Origin of the sequence: Flavobacterium chilense (assembly GCF_001602525.1) — a bacterium.
In the GTDB taxonomy this organism is placed as follows: Bacteria; Bacteroidota; Bacteroidia; order Flavobacteriales; family Flavobacteriaceae; genus Flavobacterium; species Flavobacterium chilense.
This window is the reverse complement of record NZ_LSYT01000001.1, coordinates 297,918-321,426: the sequence shown is the minus strand read 5'-3', so window position 1 is coordinate 321,426 and position 23,509 is coordinate 297,918. Positions and strand designations below refer to the sequence as shown.

General features: G+C 33.2%; 22 protein-coding genes. 12 read left to right on the top strand and 10 right to left on the bottom strand.

What is annotated here, in order from left to right; all coding sequences use genetic code 11:
- Positions 1–46: 46 nt before the first annotated feature.
- A complete protein-coding gene (gene recQ, locus A4F88_RS01225; protein WP_068840720.1) occupies positions 47–2,155 on the top strand; it encodes a DNA helicase RecQ in 2,109 nt (702 codons plus the stop codon).
- Positions 2,156–2,214: 59 nt separating this feature from the next.
- On the opposite strand, the gene A4F88_RS01220 is transcribed toward recQ, so the two are convergent.
- The 4 genes from A4F88_RS01220 to A4F88_RS01205 form a co-directional block, all read right to left on the bottom strand.
- Positions 2,215–2,730, bottom strand: coding sequence for a DinB family protein (locus A4F88_RS01220; protein WP_068840719.1), 516 nt, complete (start codon positions 2,728–2,730; stop codon positions 2,215–2,217).
- Positions 2,731–2,760: 30 nt separating this feature from the next.
- Positions 2,761–5,346 carry a phosphoenolpyruvate carboxylase gene (locus A4F88_RS01215; RefSeq protein WP_068840718.1) on the bottom strand — a complete coding sequence of 862 codons (2,586 nt, stop codon included), beginning with the start codon at positions 5,344–5,346 and terminating at the stop codon, positions 2,761–2,763.
- A gap of 91 nt (positions 5,347–5,437) precedes the next feature.
- Positions 5,438–5,917 (bottom strand): Lrp/AsnC family transcriptional regulator, encoded by a 480-nt coding sequence (locus tag A4F88_RS01210; protein WP_008468989.1) that lies wholly within the window; start codon positions 5,915–5,917, stop codon positions 5,438–5,440.
- Positions 5,918–5,994: 77 nt separating this feature from the next.
- The gene (locus A4F88_RS01205; protein WP_068840717.1) at positions 5,995–7,149 is read right to left on the bottom strand and encodes a M14 family metallopeptidase; all 1,155 of its coding nucleotides are present in this window, start codon (positions 7,147–7,149) and stop codon (positions 5,995–5,997) included.
- A 312-nt stretch (positions 7,150–7,461) separates the two neighbouring features.
- Between A4F88_RS01205 and A4F88_RS01200 the strand changes: the two genes are divergently transcribed.
- Complete coding sequence (locus tag A4F88_RS01200) at positions 7,462–7,938, top strand: helix-turn-helix domain-containing protein (RefSeq protein ID WP_068840716.1); 477 nt, start codon at positions 7,462–7,464, stop codon at positions 7,936–7,938.
- Between the two features lie 83 nt (positions 7,939–8,021).
- Here the strand turns inward: A4F88_RS01200 and A4F88_RS01195 are convergent, their stop codons facing one another.
- Positions 8,022–8,573 carry a 1-acyl-sn-glycerol-3-phosphate acyltransferase gene (locus tag A4F88_RS01195; protein ID WP_068840715.1) on the bottom strand — a complete coding sequence of 184 codons (552 nt, stop codon included), beginning with the start codon at positions 8,571–8,573 and terminating at the stop codon, positions 8,022–8,024.
- A 65-nt stretch (positions 8,574–8,638) separates the two neighbouring features.
- Between A4F88_RS01195 and A4F88_RS01190 the strand changes: the two genes are divergently transcribed.
- The 6 genes from A4F88_RS01190 (at position 8,639) to A4F88_RS01165 (ending at position 13,414) form a co-directional block, all read left to right on the top strand.
- On the top strand, positions 8,639–9,304 hold the full coding sequence (locus tag A4F88_RS01190; RefSeq protein WP_068840714.1) for a spermidine synthase: 666 nt from the start codon (positions 8,639–8,641) through the stop codon (positions 9,302–9,304).
- A 4-nt stretch (positions 9,305–9,308) separates the two neighbouring features.
- Entirely contained in the window at positions 9,309–9,986 is a 678-nt protein-coding gene (locus tag A4F88_RS01185; protein WP_068840713.1) for a peptidoglycan DD-metalloendopeptidase family protein, read from the top strand.
- 6 nt (positions 9,987–9,992) lie between these two features.
- A complete protein-coding gene (locus tag A4F88_RS01180) occupies positions 9,993–10,469 on the top strand; it encodes a hypothetical protein (protein ID WP_068840712.1) in 477 nt (158 codons plus the stop codon).
- Between the two features lie 10 nt (positions 10,470–10,479).
- Positions 10,480–11,004 (top strand): hypothetical protein, encoded by a 525-nt coding sequence (locus A4F88_RS01175; RefSeq protein WP_068840711.1) that lies wholly within the window; start codon positions 10,480–10,482, stop codon positions 11,002–11,004.
- Positions 11,005–11,057: 53 nt separating this feature from the next.
- On the top strand, positions 11,058–11,528 hold the full coding sequence (locus A4F88_RS01170; protein WP_068840710.1) for a nuclear transport factor 2 family protein: 471 nt from the start codon (positions 11,058–11,060) through the stop codon (positions 11,526–11,528).
- 143 nt (positions 11,529–11,671) lie between these two features.
- A complete protein-coding gene (locus A4F88_RS01165; RefSeq protein ID WP_068840709.1) occupies positions 11,672–13,414 on the top strand; it encodes an APC family permease in 1,743 nt (580 codons plus the stop codon).
- A gap of 224 nt (positions 13,415–13,638) precedes the next feature.
- Here A4F88_RS01165 and A4F88_RS01160 read toward each other — a convergent pair whose 3' ends face one another.
- On the bottom strand, positions 13,639–15,126 hold the full coding sequence (locus A4F88_RS01160; protein ID WP_068840708.1) for an aminotransferase class V-fold PLP-dependent enzyme: 1,488 nt from the start codon (positions 15,124–15,126) through the stop codon (positions 13,639–13,641).
- Positions 15,127–15,306: 180 nt separating this feature from the next.
- Between A4F88_RS01160 and msrA the strand changes: the two genes are divergently transcribed.
- Positions 15,307–15,840 (top strand): peptide-methionine (S)-S-oxide reductase MsrA, encoded by a 534-nt coding sequence (gene msrA / locus A4F88_RS01155; RefSeq protein ID WP_068840707.1) that lies wholly within the window; start codon positions 15,307–15,309, stop codon positions 15,838–15,840.
- A 60-nt stretch (positions 15,841–15,900) separates the two neighbouring features.
- Positions 15,901–17,469, top strand: coding sequence for a protein adenylyltransferase SelO (locus A4F88_RS01150; RefSeq protein WP_068840706.1), 1,569 nt, complete (start codon positions 15,901–15,903; stop codon positions 17,467–17,469).
- Positions 17,470–17,608: 139 nt separating this feature from the next.
- On the opposite strand, the gene A4F88_RS01145 is transcribed toward A4F88_RS01150, so the two are convergent.
- Positions 17,609–18,568 (bottom strand): YpdA family putative bacillithiol disulfide reductase, encoded by a 960-nt coding sequence (locus tag A4F88_RS01145; RefSeq protein ID WP_068840705.1) that lies wholly within the window; start codon positions 18,566–18,568, stop codon positions 17,609–17,611.
- A gap of 4 nt (positions 18,569–18,572) precedes the next feature.
- Positions 18,573–19,046: a CYTH domain-containing protein gene (locus A4F88_RS01140; protein WP_068840704.1), complete on the bottom strand. Its 474-nt coding sequence runs from the start codon at positions 19,044–19,046 to the stop codon at positions 18,573–18,575.
- Between the two features lie 198 nt (positions 19,047–19,244).
- Between A4F88_RS01140 and A4F88_RS01135 the strand changes: the two genes are divergently transcribed.
- Entirely contained in the window at positions 19,245–20,174 is a 930-nt protein-coding gene (locus tag A4F88_RS01135; protein ID WP_068840703.1) for an OmpA family protein, read from the top strand.
- 20 nt (positions 20,175–20,194) lie between these two features.
- Positions 20,195–20,749, top strand: a complete 555-nt coding sequence (locus A4F88_RS01130) for a hypothetical protein (RefSeq protein ID WP_068840702.1) — start codon at positions 20,195–20,197, stop codon at positions 20,747–20,749.
- A 142-nt stretch (positions 20,750–20,891) separates the two neighbouring features.
- Here A4F88_RS01130 and A4F88_RS01125 read toward each other — a convergent pair whose 3' ends face one another.
- Together A4F88_RS01125 and A4F88_RS01120 are read right to left on the bottom strand one after the other, a co-directional pair.
- Positions 20,892–21,938, bottom strand: coding sequence for an o-succinylbenzoate synthase (locus tag A4F88_RS01125; protein WP_068840701.1), 1,047 nt, complete (start codon positions 21,936–21,938; stop codon positions 20,892–20,894).
- A 152-nt stretch (positions 21,939–22,090) separates the two neighbouring features.
- Positions 22,091–23,293 (bottom strand): tetratricopeptide repeat protein, encoded by a 1,203-nt coding sequence (locus A4F88_RS01120; RefSeq protein WP_068840700.1) that lies wholly within the window; start codon positions 23,291–23,293, stop codon positions 22,091–22,093.
- Positions 23,294–23,509 lie beyond the last annotated feature (216 nt).

Here is a 23,509-nt window from a genome sequence, read left to right as displayed (position 1 = left end):
ATTTAAATCTTTTTATTATATTTATGGTTATAAAAATATAAGCCTTATGAATTCAGAGATCTTACACGCCAAATTAAAAGAGAATTTTGGGTTTGAAAAGTTCAGACCCAATCAGGAAACCATTATTAACACCATACTTTCCGGTCAGGATACCCTGGCGATAATGCCAACCGGTGGTGGTAAATCCATTTGTTTTCAATTACCTGCTTTAGTATTGCCAGGAATTACAATTGTTATTTCGCCGCTTATCGCTTTGATGAAAGATCAGGTTGACAGTTTAAAAACCAACGGAATTAATGCTTGTTATATTAATAGCAGCCAATCGAGCGAAGAACAACAATTTTATATTGATAACTTAAAATCAAATCATTTTAAGCTGGTTTATATTGCTCCCGAAAGTTTATCCTATTTAGATGTTGCTTTTAATGAATTAACAATCAGCTTGATTGCAATAGATGAAGCACATTGTATTTCTTCCTGGGGACACGACTTTCGCCCGGCTTATACCAATTTAGGCTATTTAAAAAACCGCTTCCCTTCTACTCCGGTTCTTGCTTTAACAGCAACTGCTGATAAAGCAACCCGTACAGATATTACAAAACAATTAAACTTAAGAAATCCAAAAACTTTTGTTGCTTCATTTGACCGTAAAAATCTGAGTTTAGAAGTTCGTCCGGCATTAGACAGAGTCAAGCAGATTATTGATTTTGTTGAAGACAGATCCAATGAATCCGGTATTATATATTGCTTAAGCAGAAAGACAACCGAAGAACTGGCTCTCAAACTTCAAAAAAATGGCGTTAAGGCAAAAGCATATCATGCCGGTTTAGAAAATAAACTTCGGGCTAAAACACAAGACGATTTTATTAATGATGATTGTCAGGTCGTTTGTGCTACAATTGCCTTTGGAATGGGAATCGACAAATCTAATGTACGCTGGGTAATTCATTATAACCTGCCTAAAAACATTGAGGGTTATTATCAGGAAATTGGTCGTGCAGGCCGGGACGGATTACCGGCAGAAACGGTTTTATTCGAAAGTTATGCAGATGTGATTCAATTACAAAAATTTGCTTCTGAAGGACTAAACTCTGATGTGCAGCTGGCGAAACTGGAAAGGATGAAACAATATGCGGATGCTTTGAGTTGCCGACGAAAAATTTTGCTTTCTTACTTTGGTGAACTTGTAAAAGAGAATTGCGGTAATTGCGATATTTGTAAAAATCCTCCAACTTTTTTCGATGGTACGATTCTCGCGCAAAAAGCATTGTCAGCCATTAGCCGATTGCAGGAATCTGAACCTTTGGCCGTAATTGTCGATTTCTTGCGAGGCTCGAGAAACGCGTATATCTACGAAAAAAATTATCAAAGCTTAAAAACGTACGGAATTGGCGCTGACATTTCATGGTACGATTGGAATCAATATCTAATTCAATTAATAAATTTAGGATATTGCGAGATTGCTTTTCATCAACACAATAAAATTCTGCTTACTCCTTTTGCCAGGAAAGTATTATTTGAAGGTGAAAAAGTAAAACTCACTACAGTCGTTAAAAAAGTAATTGATAAAAACGAAATCAAAGAAACAAAAACTAAAGCTGCTAAAAATTCTCTTTTTGAAATACTTCGAAAATTGCGATATGAAATTGCAAAAGATGAAGAAGTTCCTGCCTATGTCATTTTTAGTGATGCAGCACTTAGGCAAATGGAAACTTTACGACCAATGAGTGATGAAGAATTTCTGGCTATTGATGGTGTTGGTAAAGCAAAACTGGAAAAATACGGTCAGGAGTTTATAGACGCCATTGTTTATTATGAAAAAGTAAAAAAAGAAAATAAAAAAGTCAAGAAAGAAAGCAATACTTACAAGGCTACTCTTGAATTATTTCAAAATGGAGTCTCTGTTGAGGAAATTGCAGAACGCAGAAATCTTGGCCTTACCACTATTATTTCACATTTGGCCAAATTGTATATTGATGGTAATGACATCAATTTAAGTCAGTTTGTTTCTGAAGAGGAAGTAATGCAACTTCATAAAGCACAAGTAGAATTAGAATATCCGAGTGCATTAAAACCGTATTACGATCATTTTGAAGAAAAACTATCCTATAATAAAATCAGGTTAGGTCTCGCTATTGTAGAGAAAAACAAATAAATATTTATAAAAAATCCTGTGAAGTATATTCACAGGATTTTTTTTATAAAAGAGAAAGATTACAAATATCTTTCTTCAAAAACTTTTTGATGGTGTTTTTGATGTCCAATAATCACAAAACCCAAAGCACGAACTGAAAGCTGATGTGTAGATGCAGTTCCAGTTCTCTTAAGCTGTTCTTCAGAAAGGCTCTTATAAAACAATAAAGTTGAATGTCTTACAGCAGAAAGTTCCGTTAGTAATTCCTGAATACTTCTTCCTCCTGCATTCGTATTATCGACATAATTATTTTCATCAAAACCAGGCAAAGCTGTTTTGTCATTTCTGGAAAATCGTAACGCTCTATAAGCAAAAACTCTCTCGCAGTCGATTAAATGCTGAATAATATCTTTAATTGTCCATTTTCCTTCTGCATAACGATAATCAAATTTATCCAATGGAATATTTTGGACAAATCTGATAAAATCATGCAGTGAAATTTCTAATTCTTCAGTCAGATTAATCTCACCGGCTTCGCGAATATAATTTGCAAAAGGGCCGGAATATTCTGTTTCAGGTAATATAGTTGTACTCATTTTTAATTTTATTATAATGAAAAATTACTTTTAAGCAGAGTTTCTACTTGCATTTGTATTTCCAAAAAGAGATCTCGTAACGATTTTTTCGTAAACTTTTATAAGTTCTTCATTACCGCTGGCATCTTTATTTAATTCATTAATTTTTAATAAAGCATATTGTTGTATTGTCAACAATGGCAATACAATACGTTCTCTTACCTGAATCGATGCTATACCATCGGGATAATTTTCCATCAGGGTTTTATGACCTGCTATTTTTAATAAAAGGCGTTTCGTTTCTGAGAATTCATCAAAGATAATTTGCCAGAATTCACCAAACTCAGGATCATTTCTCATGTAAGCTGTTAATGGTAAAAATGATTTTGCCAATGACATCATACTATTTTCTAAAAGTGTTTTAAAGAAAAGGGAGTTGTGATATAAATCCTGAACTTTATCCCATTGACCACTTTCTTCAAAATGCTTCAAAGCAGATCCAACTCCAAAAAATCCAGGTACGTTTTGTTTCAGCTGGCTCCATGAACCTACAAAAGGAATCGCTCTTAAATCAGCGAAATCTAACGATTCAGATTTGCTTCTTTTTGACGGACGGCTACCAATGTTGGTTTTAGAGTAGTATTTCAGCGTACTCATTTTTTCTAAGTACGGAATAAATTTTGGATGATTCTTAAAACTTAAATATTTATCATATCCAAGATTAGCCAATTGTGTCAAAATTTCGGTTTCGTCTTTGCTCAGTTCATTTTTTCCTTTACTGAAAACCTGATTTGTTACACCGGCACTTAATAAGTTTTCGATATTATAACGACATGAATCTAAAGTCCCGAAATTAGAGCTGATCGTTTGTCCCTGAACCGTAATCTGAATTTCGTTGTTCTCAATTTTCGGTCCCAAAGAAGCGTAAAATTTATGTGTTTTTCCACCACCACGTGCCGGAGGTCCTCCACGTCCATCAAAGAAAATAGCTTTAATACCATATTTTCTTGAAATTTCAGTTAAAGCAATTTTAGCCTGATAAATACTCCAGTTCGCCATTAAATAACCGCCATCTTTTGTACCATCAGAAAAACCTAACATGATGGTTTGCTTATTTCCTCTTGCCTGTAAATGTTTTGAATATTCCGGATTGGTATACAATTGCTCCATAATCTGATGTGCATTTTGTAAATCATCAACAGATTCAAAAAGCGGAATAATATCCACTGTTGGATTTTCCCAATTGTTTAATCGGATCATCGCAAAAGTTTCCATTACATTCAGAGCGCTTTCATTATTACTAATGATATAACGATTTGCTCCAGACTCTCCATTAGCTTCCTGAATTGTTTTAATAACCTGAACAGATTCTAAAGTAGATCTTGTAATTTCATCTTCAAAGTCTGCAGGATTCAAATCACCTTTGACTGTAGATAAAACATTCAGTTTTTCATCTTCAGATAAATCAAAATAATTCTTAGGGAATATATTTGAGCCTGAATTTAGGTAATGATTGACAACATCTTTAAATACAGCATTATGGATTTTACTATTTTGACGAATATCTAAAGTCGCAAAATGGAATCCGAATAGATTAATTTTTACTAAAAATGCTTCAAGTTCATCCAGATATAAAGACTGATGTTTTTCGATAATAATATCTCTTATCAGGTTCAATTGAGTGAGTAATTCCTCTAAAGTAATGTAAATTTCACCTTTAGAATAAAATACAGAACGATAAAGTTTATGTTCAAGTTCAGCTACTAAAGTGTCTACTCCTGAGAAAGTTAACTTTCTTTTTAAGTTTCTCATTTCAACATAATAACACTTTAAAATAGAAGTTCTTAAACGATCTGCAACTTTTAAAGTAATCTCTGTTGTCACGAATGGATTTCCGTCACGATCTCCTCCTGGCCAGAATCCAAGTTTTATCAACTGGTTCTGAATAGCATTTCCCTGAAGGATATTTTTTTGTAAATAATGAACAATCTCTCCTGAAGTAGCATAGAAAACATTTTCTAAGTACCAGATTAAAGAAACCGCTTCATCATAAGGATTTGGCTTTTCATTTTGGATAAAAGGTGTTTTTCCAAGCTGTGCCAGTAACTGTTTTATTTTTAATAAATCATTTGAGCGGATCGCGTCAGTCAAATCATTGATAATTCCTAAAACCGGTCCCGGATAAAACTGTGTTGGATGCGCTGTTAAAACAGTTCTCACATTAAAATTTTCCAGAAATTCAATCAATTCATCGTCTTTTTCCTTGGCATCTGATTTTTCTTTGATATCGCGTAAGGATCCTCGTCCTTCCATGTTGTTTACTTCAGGGAAAGCAGCATCTTCGATAGCGTCAAATAATACAATCTGACGTTCGATGTATTGAATAAATCGAAACATAAGATCGATTTTTTCTGTTTCTGATGCATCATTAAGGTATCTGTTAGAGAAAAACTCAAGAATTTCTTTTGGAGTTTCCTGTTTTTTAAACCCTGTTTCGCAAGTTTCTGTAAATAATGGCAATAAAACTCCTGTATTATCAATAGAATCAAAGGGCAATGTTATAAAGACACTATTGTAGATGTGGTATTTCGAGAGAACGTCCTGATTAAAACGTTCAATTTTTGGCAACGTGTACATAATTGTGTTATAGTTGGTTGGTTAATAGGTCATAAAAAAACCCCAAGAATAAACTTGAGGTTATATTTTAAATATAGCATTCAAGAAGATATTACATATTTTTAAAAATAGTATGCATCAAACGCTTCTTATCGTTTATACTTTCTTCTAATGAAATCATAGTTTCTGTTCTGTAAACACCATCGATATCATCGATCATGAAAATAACTTCTTTTGCGTGTTTAGTATCTTTTGCTCTAATTTTGCAAAAAATGTTGAATTTTCCTGTCGTTACAGAAGCTACTGTTACGAATGGAATTTGATTGATTCGCTCTAATACAAATTTAGTTTGAGACGTATTATTAAGGAAAACACCCACATATGCAATAAATGAGTACCCTAATTTATCATAATCTAAAGCCAATGAAGAACCCATTATTATTCCTGCGTCTTCCATTTTCTTTACTCTAACATGCACTGTACCTGCAGATATCAATAGTTTTTTTGCAATGTCAGTAAACGGAACTCTCGTATTGTCTATTAACATATCTAAAATCTGGTGATCTACTTCATCTAAACGAAATTTACTCATAATTCTTTAATTAATATTACTAATTGCTATTACAAAGTATAAAAATATATATAAAAAACAACAAATTCACATAAAAATTAACTTTTTATCAATCCGTTAACAAATTTAACATTTTTATTTAAATAAAAATCTGCTTTTTGATTCAATTTCGGAAAATTAGAAGAATCATCTGAATAAAATGCTCCTTTTGCATCATATTCGTAATGTCCAAAATAATTTTCCAATTCGCCTACTTCAACTATGTAAGCGTTAAAATGAATCTCATTTTCAATCAATTCTTCTTTGTATTGTGCGACAAAATTCGTAATAATTTCGATACCATCATAATTTATTTTGATATTTTTATACATAAAATCATAAAAAACGACTTTATTTTGTGAAATATTCAAATAATCACTAATTCTATTATCAACTAAATCGTTTTCGCTGATGAGTTTAAAGCTCTGAAATAGTGAGAAAAATATGTATTTTCTTGTAATTTCACGCTTGTAATCGTCAGGATAATGACCTGCTTCAAAAAGTATCGTAGGAACTCCTAAAAACTGAAAAGTATCTCCTATACAGTTTATATTGAACGAATCATCAAATCTGCCCACTTGTCCCGGAATGTATTTTTGCAATTCATCATTGATTCCGGCAATAAGGTTAATGGCTTTTAAACGATTATCATTTATTTCACGCTCATCATTATATGAAGGTGCTAAAAAAGAAACGGTTGCAGGTTTTCCGGTATCACTGGCACCAAAAATAGTACGCTGATCATGAAGATTAAAGCAATAATGAGGTTTAAATGTTTCAAATACATTCCTTAATACATTACTTTCAGGCTGGGTTAAATTTTGAGAATCACGATTCAAATCTACTTTATTGGCATTTTCACGGGTATAAAGTCTTGCTCCGTCAGGATTAAGTATTGGAATACAATAAAAAGTAAAGGTTTTAAGCATTTTTTCAGCATACTCAGATGTACCGTTTAACACATTTATAAAATCAAATAATGCTTTTGTTGTAGTGCTTTCGTTTCCGTGCATTTGAGACCAAAGATAAATTCGGGTTTCTCCTGTTCCAATTTGGTAACTATATATAGGTTCACTCAAAACAGATTTCCCAATAACCTGTACCTGATTATTCGTATTTAATTTATCTAATAAAGGCTTAATGTGGTCTAAAGTCAGATAACGGCCTGCTATGGTTTGCTCTTTGTATTGCTCAAATAATTCTTCTAAATTCATTGTGTTTTGTTTAGTTTACAAAAGTAAACATCTTTATTTTTACAATTGTAAACAATTAAAAAATAACAAAATTTAGAATTGTAAACAGGTTTTTGAATCTATATTGCTTATTTAAGATAGTAAGAGTTAACATTTGTTATTACTTTAAATATTTAATCACAAATAGCAATATTTCAATTAGTTAAATTAAGTTACATAAAGTCATAGTATATACTTAAAAGTGTTTAGATCATGATTTACAACTGTAAAATTGCTTTATTGAATACTTTTAGTTACATTTGTAAACACTGCAATTTGAAATAAGAATTTACAATGGTAAACATCGATGATTTTGTAAAACGACTTGAGATTATATTGGATTATTACACCTTAAATGCCTCAGCTTTTGCTGATAAAATTGGTGTACAAAGATCAAGTATGTCTCACCTTTTGTCCGGAAGAAATAAACCCAGTTTAGATTTTGTCATGAAAATCCTGGAGGTTTTTCCGGATGTAGATTTGTATTGGCTTTTAAACGGAAAAGGAAATTTTCCAAAAATTGAGGAAGATGATCTTTGGAAAACGAATGAACCAATTACAGAATTCACAAAATCATCTCCTCCTGTTTCGCAAACTGAAACAAACAGAATTGGGGATTTATTTTCTGAGGTGCATTATAAGGAAGAAATAAAACCTACTGTTCAAAATACTGTTGAAGTAAAAAACTTAAATTTAAGTTCTAATGAAAGTCAAATTGAAAAAATTGTCTTTTTTTATAAAAACGGAACATTTAAAGTATATAATCCCTGATTTGAAAATTTCGCGTATTTGAAAATTTTTAAAAATAATTTCCGTTTAAGGGATTCTCACGCAATTGAAAAAATATCGAAAATTTAGAACTGAAGTCCATTTTCAGGAATTTTCCCTAAGACTCCTTTATAATGTTGTTTTAAAATTTCAAGATCAGCTTCGTAATTTCCTGTCGGAAAAAATGGCTTTCCTAAATTAACTTCCTTTTTGCCCCAATCAAAAGCTACAGGAACAATAGGAACATTTGCTTTAAGTGCAATATAATAAAAACCGCTTTTTATTTCTGTAACACCTTTTCTGGTTCCTTCAGGAGCAACAGCCAAACGAAAGACTTCTTTTCGATCAAAAATGGCAGCAATAGAATCTACCTTATTTAATCCGCCTGAACGATCGATTGGTTCACCGCCAACATTTTTAAAGTAATATCCAAAAGGAAACTTAAACAATTCTTTCTTACCCACCCAATTCATCTGTAAACCTGAAATTCCACGAGTAAACAATCCAATGTAAAAATCATGGTTACTAGTATGTGGCATTACCATCAATATACATTTTTTCACTTCAGCGTTCTCTATCCCCACTATTTTCCAGCCCATTAACTTAAAAAAGATGAATTTGTATAATTGTTTTTTCATTAAAATTATTTTTTAATTGCAAAATAAAAGATTTAAAGTGGTATTTTTGAGTAAAAGCATTTAAAATGATCCAAAAATTATTGAGTTATATTATTCCAATAAAAATATTCAAAAAAAAATCACAAAGAAGCAAAATGATCGAAGTTACCTGGGCTAATGGCGAGTTGGTTCTGGATTCTGAAAATACAAATTATTCATACGGAAGTTTACAACGCATTTTAAGGTACGGACTCCGAAATATTGGTTATGAAGCTATTCTTAAAATGGATCATATTTTATTACTGGGAGTTGCCGGTGGAAGCGTTATCAAAACACTCGTAGATGAAATCGAATATAAAGGTAAAATAACCGGTGTCGAAATTGATCCTGATATGATTAAAATCGCAAATGAATATTTTAACCTCAATGAAATAAAACAATTAGAAGTTGTAATTGATGACGCTTTTGAATTTGTTTTAAAAACCAAAGACAAATACAATTTAATCATAATAGATATTTTTGAAGACATTAAAATGCCCAACTTTTTATTTGAGCGTTTTTTTAGCGAACGTATTTGTTCACTTTTAAAGAATAAGGGATTTGTTCTTTTTAATACCATGATTTTAGATGAAGCCCATAATGTTCGAAACAGAAATTATATAACTGAAATAAATCCAAACTTATATACTTCAAAAATGCTTCCGCGTGTTGAAGACCACAATGAATTAATAATTATTGAAAAAGTAGCCTAATTTTATGAAACCTCTTGCCTCTATTTTAAAAGCCTTACCACCTACTACAGTAATAGATTCCAATATTGATTTCTCAAAATACATTCCGTTAGATCTTTCTGTAACCAATCAGGAATTAGTTGCGTTTAAACCGGAAAACGCTGCTCAGTTCGAGCAATTTATTTCAGACTATCTGAAAAAAAATGATGCCGAAGTCGCTTTTGGCGGTTATATCGAAGGCAGAACGCTATACCAGAGAAGCACAATTTTTAAAAGCGATTCCATTCCGGAACGCAATATTCATATAGGTCTCGATTTGTGGACAAAAGCCAATACAGCCGTATTAGCTCCGCTTGACGGAAAAGTACACAGCTTTAAAAATAACATTGGATTAGGAGATTATGGTCCAACTATAATTTTAGAGCATGAAGTCGAAAATGAAAAATTTTATACTTTATACGGACATTTGTCGTTAGAAAGTATAGAAAACCTTAGTGTTGGGACATTTTTTAACAAAGGTGAAAAGATTGGTTCTTTAGGAGATTCAGCAATCAACGGAGATTATGCGCCACATGTGCATTTTCAAATCATAAAAAATATTCAAGCCTATTCTGGCGATTATCCCGGAGTTTGCAATACAAACGACCTGAACTTTTATATCGAAAATTGTCCTGACCCCAACTTATTATTAAAAATTACTTAAATAGTTATGAAGAAAGCAGGATTGATTATATGTTTGTTGTTGTTAATTGGATGTAAATCGAAAAATATAAGTCGTGATACTGAAGATTTAAAAATTAAAAAAGTTTCCGCTGCCGAAGTAAATGCCAATCAACAGAGAAAAGCATACGAATTGGGGAAACGCGTATTGGAAACCTGTAATACATCAAAGTTTAAACCTTTTAATGAAACAGAAGTTACTTCATCAGTTATGGAAAACACAACTGAAGAAAGATTAACAAAGACGTGTCAGAGATTTAGACAGTATTACGGAAGTTTTATAGATTTAAAATTAGACGGGGTCTACAAAACCAAACAAGAAGTAATTTACCGTTATCATGCCTTGTACACAAAAAAAGTAGCCAATAAAGAACTGCGTATTTTTGTGAATGAAAACAATTTAATTTCTGCCATAAAATCAATGGATTGGGATGAAAAATTTGATGCTAAACTAACTGAACAATAAAGTAAAACTTATGAAAATAAAAATGCCACTGCTTTTATTACTGTTTATTTCAATATTTGCAAATGCTCAGGAAACCATGACTGTAAAAGGTTCACAACCATTTCCGGCAACACAGAATTATACTTTTATCTGTGAAAAATATGTTTATACCGGCGAAGTAAATATTCAGATTGCCAAAACAGATAAAGGCGGCATTTTAAAGATAACCATTGCTACTGCAAACGATAAAACCAGAATCTCCGGCGGACTTTATGTTGATTTGGCAAATGCCGATGTCATTGCCTGTCTGGATAAAAATGTAAAAGAAACAGCAGACGGCAAAACCTCTTCATATTATTACTTTACTCCTGCAGAATTTGCAAAGCTTAAAAAAACAGATATTAAAGGAATCCGATTTATCATTACAGGAAACTCAAATGCATTTGGAGATCAAACCGGATATTTTACCGCTTCGAACAAAATGACTTACTTTTCTACGGCATTCGATAAATCAAAAAAAACATTCGATACAGCTGCTGCAATAACTGCTTTATAAATATATAGTTTAGTATAATAAATCTTATATTTATAGTCTAATTTTCCAATTATATGAATCCTAACGAAGCTTTAATAACAAAGTTCTATACCGCTTTTGCCAATGCTGATGCCAAAACCATGAGCGAATGTTACCATCCTAAAATTCATTTTGTAGATCCGGCATTTGGTTTGCTAAAGGAAGAACAGGTTTCTCAAATGTGGGAAATGCTAATCTTAAAAAGCAAAGGCAATATTAAAATTGAGTTCTCAGACATAAAAGCAGACGATTTTACAGGTTCTGCAAAATGGGTGGCTACCTATAATTTTAGTAAAACCAACAGAAAAGTAATCAATAGGATTTCGGCTCAGTTTGCTTTTCAGGACGGACTAATTATCAAACATACAGATAGTTTTGATGTCTGGAAATGGTCTAAACAGGCTTTTGGTGTAACGGGTTACTTACTAGGTTGGACAGGTTTTTTTCAAAGTAAAATTCAGGAACAGGCATTATTGTCTCTTAAAAAGTTTCAGGAATCCAAATAATTTGGCTAAATTAGAAATTCAAAAACCTCAGATTAACTAAAAGATTCTTTTTTTAGTTTCTATTTATATTTGCCTTCATCAAAGTATTTGCTTGTTTGTTGCTCTTTTTGCTAAGTTAATCGTGTTTAAATTTTTGAATAACTATGAAAGAACTTGTACACAAAAAATTAAATCAATTACAGGCAACAGCAATTTGTGGCAACGATATTAGTTCCTCTTGTTTGTACGTTTCGGCACTTACCATTTTATATGCAGGTCAATATGCCTGGATTTCGTTATTAATTGTAGCTGTTGTTTTATTCCTGTTCAGAAAAATTTATGGAGAAGTTGTAGGAGCAATTCCTTTAAACGGAGGCGCTTACAATGTTTTATTAAATACATCCACCAAACGTTTAGCCTCACTTGCCGCTACATTAACGGTTTTGTCTTATATGGCAACAGCCGTAATTTCGGCATCAGAAGGAATGCATTATTTACACGGAATCTTCGATGGCTTAAATGTAACAATTGCAACCGTTGTAGTTTTGGCTTTGTTTACCGGGCTTGCCATATTAGGAATTGGAGAATCTGCCTTTGTAGCCGTTATTATTTTTGTTACTCATATTGGTACTTTAAGTTTACTTGTCCTCGCTTCTTTGTGGTTTGTTCTCACCCATGGATTAGATACATTTCATATCAACTGGCAAACTCCTATCGCTTCAGGAAATATCAAAACAGCTTTATTTTTGGGCTTTTCAGCCGCAATGCTTGGAATCTCAGGTTTTGAGAGTTCTGCCAATTTTGTCGAAGAACAAGAACAGGGTGTTTTTCCTAAAACACTTCGGAATATGTGGGGAATCGTTAGCTTTTTTAATCCTGTAATTGCGATACTTTTAATAAGTGTCATTCCGCTGACTGAAGTAGGCGAAAACAAAGAATCTCTTTTGGCTCATTTAGGACAAACCACTGGAGGATCCTGGCTTGCCTGGCTAATTTCAATAGATGCTGTTTTAGTATTATGCGGAGCTGTATTGACTTCGTTTGTTGGAGTTTCAGGATTGTTAAACCGAATGACACTGGACCGTATTCTTCCCAATTACTTTTTAAAACAAAATAAAAGAGGTTCTCATTATCGTATCGTAATTAGCTTTCTCGTTCTGTGTATTTCAGTACTTTTTGCCACAAAGGGACATTTAGAATCCCTCGCAGGTGTTTATACATTTTCTTTTCTGGCTGTAATGGCGCTCTTTGGACTTGGAAATTTATTGCTCAAATTCAAACGCCGTAAGTTGCCAAGACCGGAACGTGCGAGAGGTATTTCAGTCGTTATTGCTGTTTTATTTGTGATAGCCGCTTTTATCGGAAACATGGAGCTTAACATCAATGCTTTTTATACGTTTCTAAAATATATGGTTCCTTCCTTAATTTTTATCGGGATCATGTTAAATCGTGTTATTCTGATACGACTTTTAATCGAAGCGCTCGAATATTTTTATCAGCCGTTACGCCGAATGGTAATTTTAAGCAATCGTTATTTGCAAAAAATGAGTGTTGAAATAAATTCACAGGAATTTGTCTTTTTTACCAAAGGCGATGATATTGCCATTCTCAATAAAGTTTTGCAGTATGTTCAGGGAAATGAAACAACCAAAAAACTAAAAATTGTACACGTAAAAAACGATTCAACAAATAACGAAGCATTAATCAAAGATCTTGAAGTTTTAGATCGTGCTTATGATGACATTGATATTGAATACCTTGAAATACAAGGTGTTTTTGGCCCTGAAATTATCGATGAATTATCTCAAAAATGGAAAATCCCTAAAAACTTCATGTTTATTGGCTCACCTGGAAACAAGTTCTCCTATCGCGTTTCAGATCTTGGAGGAGTACGTTTGATTATGTAGTTTTTTTTAGAAGCAGAAAAATTTCTTTTTCATGACCATTACTCCCGCTTTCCGTTATATCTTTTATGGCAAACCCTGCCATAAAAGGATGTCGCTACAATCGGGGCTAAACCGGAAATTCAAGGTTTTTCAGAAAATAACAAACCCGACAGTTTTTTTGAAATCTGTCGGGTTTGTTGTATAGAAAGTGTTTGTTATAAAGCTAAAATCTGTATCTAAACCAATTACGATTTAAACCAGCCTGCAACTAATTCATCCTCAAATGAAGTTGCGTTTTTATGTATAAACTCGTTTGTGTTCTTATTGTATGTATAGTCTAAAGCCCATGATTCGTGGTTTTTAGCCAAATCTTTAATACTCTCACAAACAAAAGCAATTTCTTTATCAGTCGTTGTTGGGTGAATAGACATTCTAATCCATCCCGGTTTTTTAATCAAATCACCAATTGTAATTTCGTTAACCAGTTTATTCGAAGTTTCCTGATCAACATGCAATAAAAAATGGCCATAAGTTCCGGCACAACTGCATCCTCCTCTGGTTTGAATACCAAACTTGTCATTTAACAATTTAACCCCTAAATTAAAATGAAGGTTTTCAATAAAAAATGAAACCACACCCAAGCGGTTTTTGTGCTGACCAGCCAAAATTTTGATATTTTCAACAGGTTCTAATTCGTCAAAAACATAATCAACAATTTCATGTTCACGCTGTAAAATGTTTTCTATTCCCATTTCTTCTTTCAGCTCAATTGCCAAAGCAGTTTTGATAACCTGTAAAAATCCGGGAGTTCCACCATCTTCGCGATCCTCTATATTATCAATATATTTATGTTCGCCCCAGGGATTGGTCCAGCTTACAGTTCCGCCACCCGGACAATCGGGGATCATATTATTATATAATTTTTTATTAAAAATCAAAACACCCGAAGTTCCAGGGCCTCCAAGAAATTTATGAGGAGAAAAGAAAATAGCGTCCAGATACGATTCAGGATCTTCGGGATGCATATCAATTTCAACATAAGGACCTGAACAGGCAAAATCCACAAAGCAAACTCCATTGTGTTGGTGCATCAGTTTTGCGGCTTCATGAAAAGGTGTTTTTAAACCGGTAACATTCGAACAGGAAGTTATTGAAGCAATTTTGATTGTACGATCAGCATATTTTTCTAATAACAAAGCCAGATTGTCCAGACAAAAAAGTCCTTTTTCGCAGGAAGGAATAATTTCAACATCTGCAATAGTTTCTAACCATGAAGTTTGGTTCGAATGATGCTCCATATGCGAAATAAAAACAACAGGTCTTTTTTCTGCAGGAACCACAGTGCAATCTTTTAGGTTTTCAGGAATTTTTAAACCCAAAATACGCTGAAATTTATTGACAACACCAGTCATTCCCGTTCCATCTGTAATCAAAACATCATCATTGCTTGCATTAGTATGACGCTTGATAATATTTCTGGCATGATGGTACGCTTTTGTCATGGCAGTACCTGACACAGTAGTTTCGGTATGCGTATTGGCTACAAAAGGCCCAAATTCATTAAGAAGTTTCTCTTCAATTGGTCGATAGAGCCTTCCGCTGGCAGTCCAATCGGTATAAATTATCTTTTTTTTGCCAAAAGGAGAAGAAAATTCCTGATCAATTCCTACAATGTGTTGTCTAAAATCCTGAAAATAGGTTTCTAAAGTGATGGTACTATTTTTGCTGTTCATTAGTGTGCCTGTGTTTGATTGCAAATATATTCCTTTTTTATAAAATTGCGAATTTATCAATTGTAAACTTCAAACTTTAAACAACCGATTATAATATTTAACTAAAAAGACTTTTTTTTATTAAATTATCATAATATTCTATCGGATTAATAGGGCATGTAAACTTTAACTATGACATTTATGGGAAATTTATCAGTAGCCACTTTTGGTGGTGGATGTTTTTGGTGTGTAGAAGCTGTAATTCAGCGTTTAAAAGGTGTAGAATCAGTAAAATCAGGATATTCAGGAGGTTTTATTAAAAATCCGCCTTATCGTGAAGTTTGTACCGGCAGAACCGGTCATGCCGAAGTAATACAAGTTGCTTTTAATCCTGACATAATTTCATACCATGATTTAATCTTTATATTTATGACCAGTCATGATCCCACAACTCTAAACCGTCAGGGAGCTGATGCCGGAACACAATATCGTTCTATAGTTTTATATCATGATGAGGAGCAAAAAAAGATAGCAACTCAGGTTTTTGAAGAAGTAAAAGATTTTTATAATGATCCAATTGTGACTGAATTAACCAAATTTGATGTTTTTTACGAAGCCGAAGAAGATCATCAAAATTATTACAACAACAATCAGGAAGCGCGTTATTGCCAAATAGTAATTGATCCGAAAGTACAGAAACTTAAAAAAATGTATGCGGATAAACTGATTGATTAAATAAAAGTTTTGCCAGAGATTAAATTAATTTTTAATCTCTGGTAAAAAAACAAAACTCAAATGAAAAATCTAAAAATAAATAACAGATTTACTGCTGAATTGCCTGCAGATCCAAACGAACAAAACGAAGTTCGTGCCGTTTCGAATGCACTCTTTTCTTATGTAAATCCAACAAAACCTTCTAATCCTAAACTTATTCATGCTTCTGAAGAAGTTGCTGAACTGGTTGGAATTTCTGCAGAAGAAATTCAATCAGAAGCTTTTTTAAATGCTTTTTCAGGAAAAGAAATTCTTCCGGATACACGTCCGTATGCAATGTGTTATGCCGGACATCAATTTGGAAATTGGGCAGGACAACTGGGTGATGGCCGTGCTATCAATCTAACAGAAGTTGAACATGATAATACGTTTTTTACACTCCAATTAAAAGGTGCCGGAAAAACTCCTTATTCAAGAACTGCTGATGGTTTAGCGGTTTTGCGTTCTTCCATCAGAGAATATTTATGTGCCGAAGCCATGCATTCTTTAGGAGTACCCACTACCCGATCGCTTTCGCTGATGCTTTCTGGTGATCAGGTTTTGCGTGATATTTTGTACAACGGAAATCCAGCTTATGAAAAAGGAGCAATCGTTTGTCGAGTTGCGCCATCTTTTATTCGTTTTGGAAGTTTTGAAATGCTGACAGCCCGAAATGAGCTTAAAAACTTAAAACAATTTGTAGAATATACGATCAAACATTATTTTCCTGAAATTACAGGAGAACCAAAAGGACAATATTTGCAATTTTTTAAAACAGTAGCAGATAAAACCCGTGAAATGATTTTACATTGGCAGCGTGTTGGTTTTGTTCATGGCGTTATGAATACAGATAATATGTCTGTTCACGGAATCACGATTGATTATGGTCCTTACGGATGGTTGGAAAATTACGATCCAAACTGGACTCCAAATACTACAGACAGCCAATACAGAAGATATCGTTTTGGCAATCAGCCGCAAATTGCACAATGGAATTTGTATCAATTGGCCAATGCACTTTATCCTTTAATTGATGAAGCAAAACCACTGGAAAATATTCTGGAGTCGTTTATGACTGATTTTGAATCTGACTACAAAACAATGTTTTTAAGTAAATTAGGCATATTTACTTCAACCGAAACTGATAATAGTTTAATTGATGATCTGGAAGCTGTTTTACAATTAACAGAAACCGATATGACGATCTTTTTTAGAAATTTAAGTTATGTTAAAAAATCTGATACTGTTGAAAAAGCTATTGAAAAGATTCAATTCTCATTTTATGCTATCGAAGAACTTTCCGGAGAAATTTTAGAAACATGGAAAAAATGGTTTGCTCAATATTTAGAGAGATTAGAAACAGAGGAATTATCAGATGAAGATCGTTCTCAAAAAATGAACTTAATTAATCCTAAATATGTGCTTAGAAATTATATGGCACAATTAGCGATTGATGCAGCCGATAAAGAGGATTATTCACTAATAAATGAGCTTTATACTCTCTTGCAAAAACCATATGATGAACAACCGGAATACGAAAAATGGTTCGCCAAACGCCCGGATTGGGCAAGATCTAAAGTTGGCTGCTCCATGCTTTCCTGTAGTTCTTAGTTTTTAGCCACAAATTAATTCAATTTTTATTATTTCGTCACATTGAATGGAATCGGAAACACTTTGCTTTTCTTTCGATTCCACTCAATTTGACATTTATTTTTCAGAAAAATCAATTTGAATTTTTCCCTTTTTATCTTCAAGTAATATAATCTACAATCATTTTAGCATGAATGCGGGAGTTTTCGATAAACCATTTATGTGTTTGCATCCCGCCACAAACAACGCCTGCCAGAAACAAACCTTTTACATTGGTTTCCATAGTTTCGGGATTATAAGTAGGTATTTTTAATTCATCATCAGACAATTCAATTCCCATTTTCTCCAGAAAAGTCAAATCTGGTTTGTAACCGGTTAAAGCCAGAACAAAATCATTTTCTATAGTTACATTACCGCTTGGTGTTTCAATTTCAACCTCATTTTCGCTAATTTCGGTAATATTCGATTCAAAATAAGCTTTGATACTTCCTTCTGCAATTCGGTTTTCGATGTCTGGTTTTACCCAATATTTTACCCGGTTATTAATTTCGTTTTTACGAATAACCATGGTCACATTTGCAGCTTTTCTCCAACATTCTAAAGCAGCATCTACAGACGAATTGTTAGCTCCCACTACTAAAACATTCCTAAAAGCATATTCATGTGCCTCTTTATAATAATGACGTACTTTGGATAATTCCTCTCCTTTTACATGCATTTCAATTGGAATATCATAAAAACCTGTTGCGATAATGACATTTGTTGCCTGATAACTGGCTTTATCTGTCGTAATTCTAAAAGAGTTGCTTTCTAATTTCTGAACCTGAGTTACTTTTTCAAAGAGATGGATAGCAAAATTAAAATAACGATGAATATTTCGATAGTATTCTAATGCTTCCTGACGTCCCGGTTTTGGTGCCAGGCAATTAAACGGAATATTTCCAATTTCAAGTCTTTCGGCAGTAGAGAAAAAAGTCATGTACAAAGGATAGTTAAAAATACTATTTACAATCGCCCCTTTTTCAATAATAAGATATTTTAAGTTCTTTTTTTGAGCTTCGATTGCACAGGCAAGGCCAATTGGTCCGCCTCCAACAATTATTAAATCATAATCTTTCATGTTTTTATTTCTCCCATTCTTTAAAAGGATTTTTACTCAGATAGGCGTTGTAATATCTGGGATCATTTGTTACCTCTTCTCCCAGCCATTCCGGTTTTTCAAAAGATTCTGTTTCAGATTCCAATTCTATTTCTGCCATAACCAGACCTTCATTTTCTCCATAGAATTCATCCACCTCAAAAATGTGTTTTCCTGATTTTATTTCAAAACGCGTTTTCTCAATTTTACCTTTTTCACATAGTTTAAGTAATTCCTGTGCTTCATCTATTGGAATTTCATTTTCCCATTCAAAACGGGTCATACCGCCTTGCTGCCCTATTCCTTTTATTGTGATAAAACCTTTGTTTCCTTTAATTCTGACCCGAACCGTTCTTTCGGGAAGAGAACTTAAGTATCCCTGAGCTATATTATTTTGAGTAAAAGCCTGTTTTTTAAAATCATCTGATTTTACGAGAAACTTTCTTTCTATTTCGAGCATTTTAATTTCTGAATTTAATTATTACGCAAGTTACTTAATTTAATTTGCTCACAGAATCGAAATTAGGTAATCCTGATCCTTTACTTGTTATTTTGTAATTAACTCATAATTAGATTGATAACTTTAAAATAACGAGACATTAATGCATTCTGTATTTATTTTTTTGTTAAATTTGATAGAATCTTAACTTCATCACTTATGTCTAAAAAAGCACTTTATCTATTAGGCATTGCAATAACCATCATTTTAGGTACTTTCCTGTATATGAAATTTTGTTGCAATTGTACTATCAAAACGCCTGAAACTGATACTAAAAAAGTACCAATAGTTGTGGCTGAAGAGGAGGACGATTTATTTGTCCCTTTTATTCTAAATGGTTCAGGAATTGATTATCATACGAATGATAATATCAAGTTTCTTAAAAACAGCTTCGCAGTAATTTTGCCTGTTAGTGATTCTGTATCGATTGGAATTGAAAATCTTAAAACATTTTTGATTGCAAATCCAAAACAAAAAATTACTATAACGGGTTATGCTACTTCTGATGAACAAAATACAACCACTTTTGAAAATCTGGGACTGGCAAGGGCAAACGATATCAAAAAATACTTTGTATCTAAAGGTTTATCCGGTTCTCAGCTTGACACAAAAGGAGAAGTAATCGACAAATGGAAAGCTAGTGCTGATACTCTTTTAGGTCCTGCAGACTACGAAATAGGAGCTTTAGCAGCAACTCCTGCTGCAGCTACTACCAGTACGGATGAATGGGTTATTCTGAAAAATAAAATTAACGGAGATCCGTTGATTTTACATTTTAGCACTAATAAATCGACTGATAAATTAAGTGAATCAGAAAAGCAAAAAGTAGCTGATTTGGTTAAATATATGAATCATGTTAAAGATGCCGTTATTTTGGCTGTTGGACATAGTGATAATGTTGGAAATCGTGATTCTAATGTGGTTCTTGGTCAGAAACGTGCCGAATTTTCTAAAAAATATTTGTCTAAAAATGGTATTGAAGGAAGTCGTATTACAACTGAATCAAAAGGTCCTGATGAACCAATTGGAGAAAACTCTACCGCAGAAGGTAAAGCTAGCAACAGACGAACTGTTATAACAATAAAATAATTAATCAAAAATATACTATTATGAATATACCTTGTATCTTAATACCTGCATTAGTGGGGTTAATCTGTGGAATTTTGGGTTATTTACTGGGAAAAATGAATTCTAAAGGTGATGATTCGCTTGCATTGTCCTTACAAGCTGATTTAGATGCCTGCAAAGCGAATACCCGAAATTTGAATACTAAAATCGCATCTCTTGAAGCTGAACTGGCTGCAAAAGCTAAAATTCAGGCTACTGCTCCACAATCTTTTACATCAACTGCAGCGCCTGCTTTATTATTTGATAGTGCATTGGCAGCAACAGTATTAGGTAAAAAAATAAAAGAAAATGATTTAAAAATTGTTGAAGGTATTGGACCTAAAATTGAAGCATTATTTAATGAAGCCGGAATTACGACCTGGCATCAGCTTTCTGAAACTTCAACAGAAAAATTACAATCAATTCTGGATGCCGGAGGAGAAAATTATGCGATCCACAATCCAAGTACATGGGCAAGACAGGCATTACTGGCTTACGAAGGTAAATGGCAGGAATTAAAAGACTGGCAGGATAGCTTAATTGGCGGGAAAGAATAAAAAACAGGTTTAAAGGTTCAGAGTTACGGAGCGGTAAAGTTTTTTGCTGTATTTTAACTCTGAACCTTTTACTTTAAAAAATAAATAGTGTAATAAATCTTAACCTCTGCTTCGTTGGATCTTTGCTGCTTTGAAACTCCTCTTAAACTTTATCCGGAAATTCAGAATCCCAGTGCTTAGAAGTATTGTACCATAACTGACCTTTTGAAACTTCAAGCGGACAATCGATATTGTTGGTATAAAGTGCTCCGGTTCCTAAACCTTGAGGCATTTTTGAGTTTTGCAGAAATGTCCATTGTGCAATCGCATTAAGACCAATATTGCTTTCTAATGCTGATGTAATCCACCAGCCAATATTGTATTTTTCTGCCAGAGTAATCCATTCCTGAGTTCCTCTGAAGCCTCCTATAAAACTTGGTTTTAAAATAATATATTGTGGCTTGATTTGTTGAAGTAATTTTTCTTTTTCATCTAAAGAAAAGACTCCAATTAATTCCTCGTCTAATGCTATTGAAAAAGGTGTTGTTTCGCATAAAGAAGCCATCGCTTTAGGGTTTCCTTTTTTAATAGGCTGCTCAATGCTATGAAGCTGAAATTGATTTAGTTGGTTTAGCTTATCTAAAGCCTGATCTAAAGCAAAAGCTCCGTTTGCATCTACCCTGATTTCGATTTGTTCTGCCGAAAAATGGGTACGGATAAAATGCAGTAATTCTAATTCTTTTTCAAAATCAATAGCGCCAATTTTAAGTTTGATACAATTAAAACCATCGGCTAATTTTTCTTCGATTTGTTGTTTCATGAAAGAAGCTTCTCCCATCCAGACTAAACCATTTATTGCAATTGATTTGGTATTATTGGTAAAGTCTGACGGAAACAATACATAAGGATTTTCGCTTTTTAAAGATAAAAAAGCCATTTCGATCCCAAATTGTATGGAAGGAAATTCTAATAATGATTCCCAAAGTACTTTTTCTCCTAAATCAATATTCTCGCAGGTCCATTTGAGTTTTTCTTCATAATCTTCACGATCATCAGCGCTAAGACCACGAAGAATTCCACATTCACCAATTCCTTTTTTACCATTCTCTTCGAGAATAATAAACCAGGTTTCTTTCTCTGTCATAACGCCTCTCGAAGTTCCGGATGGACGTTTGAACTCTAACATGTATTTATGGCAGGTTGCTTTCATGTTTTTTTTAAATCAAATAAGTGATATCAGTTTATTTAAGTTAGCACTTAAAAAGCATTAACTTAAATTTTTAATATCACTTATTTTTAGTCGTATTATTGAGTTACTCATACCTTATTAAGTGAGCTTATATCACTTATATGGTGGTGAGATTAATTATATAGTTTCAAAATTCTTTCGAAGTCTTTTGATGGTAATCCTGCTTTTTGGAAAACTACAAAATCTTGTTGTGTTTTTTCTTTCCAGCTCAGGCTGTCGGTTACGTTTTGGTTCTGGTACTTTTTATAAATTGCTTTTGCTTCGCTATAGTTATCACTCACCAAATAAACATGTGCTAAATTGAGTTTTACTAATAACTCGGTATCGTCAAGCTTTTCACCTTCTTTCAAAGATTTAATTGCTTTTGCATATTGTTTGGTTAGAATATAACAATACCCAATTGAACTGTAATCGAGCGCTGTAGCTTTTCCGTCGTTAATGATCGTATTTACTTTAGGAATTGCTTCGTTGTATTTTTGCTGTTTGATTAAAGCTGCAACCTGAGTTCTTAAGTCGTTGTAAACGTTTTTAGAAATATCAGCATCTTTATAACAAGTATTTCCAAAATCTTTGTAGACTTTGGTTTTTTCAATTGCTAATAATTTCTGAAACTCGGTATAGCGGTATTGCTTCATGATTTTATTTAGGATACAAACACAGAAATCATCCGAATTGGCCATCTTTTGTGCCATTGTCGATGTTTTACACAAACTAATAATTTCATTTTTGTTGTCCTGATTCCAGCCACGATTTAATTTTGTATCAACCCACGGCACGACTTCTAAAACTATTTTTTGATTTAAAACCCAGTTTTTACTGTGAAAACCAAACCAAATGGTGTTGATATTTTCTCCTAAACAGGACGATTTATCCAGTGAGAGTCGTTTTGCATCCTTGCTTACCGGATCTTGCTGAGCATAACATGCTTTATCAGTTTTCCCGTCAGAAATGTATTTTTTAGCATTTTCTGTTGAAGTAAAAAGTGCATAAGTACAAGTATCGTCGCCTGAAATTTTAGACATTAAAAAAACGGCTCCTGCAGATCCCTGACTGATTCCGGTTGGGTCCGGAATTGATTTTAAAACAGAAACCAAACTGTTTGTCATTTCCTGATTTTCATCTAAAAGTGTAATTCTGTAGACAATTTCAGTGGTTCCAACAGGCAGATCTTCTGTTTTTAAAGTAATACGATCACGTGCCGAAACAATGATTTCTTTTGTAGTAGCACGTTCTTTGTCCCAATAACCATCTTTTTGTGCAAAAGAATTATGGGTAAAAGAAATTAAAAGGATTAAAAATATTCTTTTGAAATTCATATGTAGTTTATCTTTTTGCTACGAATTGCACAAATTTTTTCAAATTATCATTTCTGAATCTATATTTAAGGACGGATTGTTTTTTGCAAATAAGCCGAAGCTCTCTTATAAAAACCAGTGCCCTAGCCCCGATAGAAGCGGCATCCTTTTGTGGCTTTGCGATAACTATAATAAAGCCACAAAAGATACAGCGTATAGCGGGAAATAGCTTCTTAC

Coding starts and splice junctions, on each gene's coding strand:
- recQ (WP_068840720.1), top strand. CDS start 47: ATGAATTCAGAGATCTTACACGCCAAATTAAAAGAGAATTTTGGGTTT.
- A4F88_RS01220 (WP_068840719.1), bottom strand. CDS start 2,730: ATGAGTACAACTATATTACCTGAAACAGAATATTCCGGCCCTTTTGCA.
- A4F88_RS01215 (WP_068840718.1), bottom strand. CDS start 5,346: ATGTACACGTTGCCAAAAATTGAACGTTTTAATCAGGACGTTCTCTCG.
- A4F88_RS01210 (WP_008468989.1), bottom strand. CDS start 5,917: ATGAGTAAATTTCGTTTAGATGAAGTAGATCACCAGATTTTAGATATG.
- A4F88_RS01205 (WP_068840717.1), bottom strand. CDS start 7,149: ATGAATTTAGAAGAATTATTTGAGCAATACAAAGAGCAAACCATAGCA.
- A4F88_RS01200 (WP_068840716.1), top strand. CDS start 7,462: ATGGTAAACATCGATGATTTTGTAAAACGACTTGAGATTATATTGGAT.
- A4F88_RS01195 (WP_068840715.1), bottom strand. CDS start 8,573: ATGAAAAAACAATTATACAAATTCATCTTTTTTAAGTTAATGGGCTGG.
- A4F88_RS01190 (WP_068840714.1), top strand. CDS start 8,639: ATGATCCAAAAATTATTGAGTTATATTATTCCAATAAAAATATTCAAA.
- A4F88_RS01185 (WP_068840713.1), top strand. CDS start 9,309: ATGAAACCTCTTGCCTCTATTTTAAAAGCCTTACCACCTACTACAGTA.
- A4F88_RS01180 (WP_068840712.1), top strand. CDS start 9,993: ATGAAGAAAGCAGGATTGATTATATGTTTGTTGTTGTTAATTGGATGT.
- A4F88_RS01175 (WP_068840711.1), top strand. CDS start 10,480: ATGAAAATAAAAATGCCACTGCTTTTATTACTGTTTATTTCAATATTT.
- A4F88_RS01170 (WP_068840710.1), top strand. CDS start 11,058: ATGAATCCTAACGAAGCTTTAATAACAAAGTTCTATACCGCTTTTGCC.
- A4F88_RS01165 (WP_068840709.1), top strand. CDS start 11,672: ATGAAAGAACTTGTACACAAAAAATTAAATCAATTACAGGCAACAGCA.
- A4F88_RS01160 (WP_068840708.1), bottom strand. CDS start 15,126: ATGAACAGCAAAAATAGTACCATCACTTTAGAAACCTATTTTCAGGAT.
- msrA (WP_068840707.1), top strand. CDS start 15,307: ATGGGAAATTTATCAGTAGCCACTTTTGGTGGTGGATGTTTTTGGTGT.
- A4F88_RS01150 (WP_068840706.1), top strand. CDS start 15,901: ATGAAAAATCTAAAAATAAATAACAGATTTACTGCTGAATTGCCTGCA.
- A4F88_RS01145 (WP_068840705.1), bottom strand. CDS start 18,568: ATGAAAGATTATGATTTAATAATTGTTGGAGGCGGACCAATTGGCCTT.
- A4F88_RS01140 (WP_068840704.1), bottom strand. CDS start 19,046: ATGCTCGAAATAGAAAGAAAGTTTCTCGTAAAATCAGATGATTTTAAA.
- A4F88_RS01135 (WP_068840703.1), top strand. CDS start 19,245: ATGTCTAAAAAAGCACTTTATCTATTAGGCATTGCAATAACCATCATT.
- A4F88_RS01130 (WP_068840702.1), top strand. CDS start 20,195: ATGAATATACCTTGTATCTTAATACCTGCATTAGTGGGGTTAATCTGT.
- A4F88_RS01125 (WP_068840701.1), bottom strand. CDS start 21,938: ATGAAAGCAACCTGCCATAAATACATGTTAGAGTTCAAACGTCCATCC.
- A4F88_RS01120 (WP_068840700.1), bottom strand. CDS start 23,293: ATGAATTTCAAAAGAATATTTTTAATCCTTTTAATTTCTTTTACCCAT.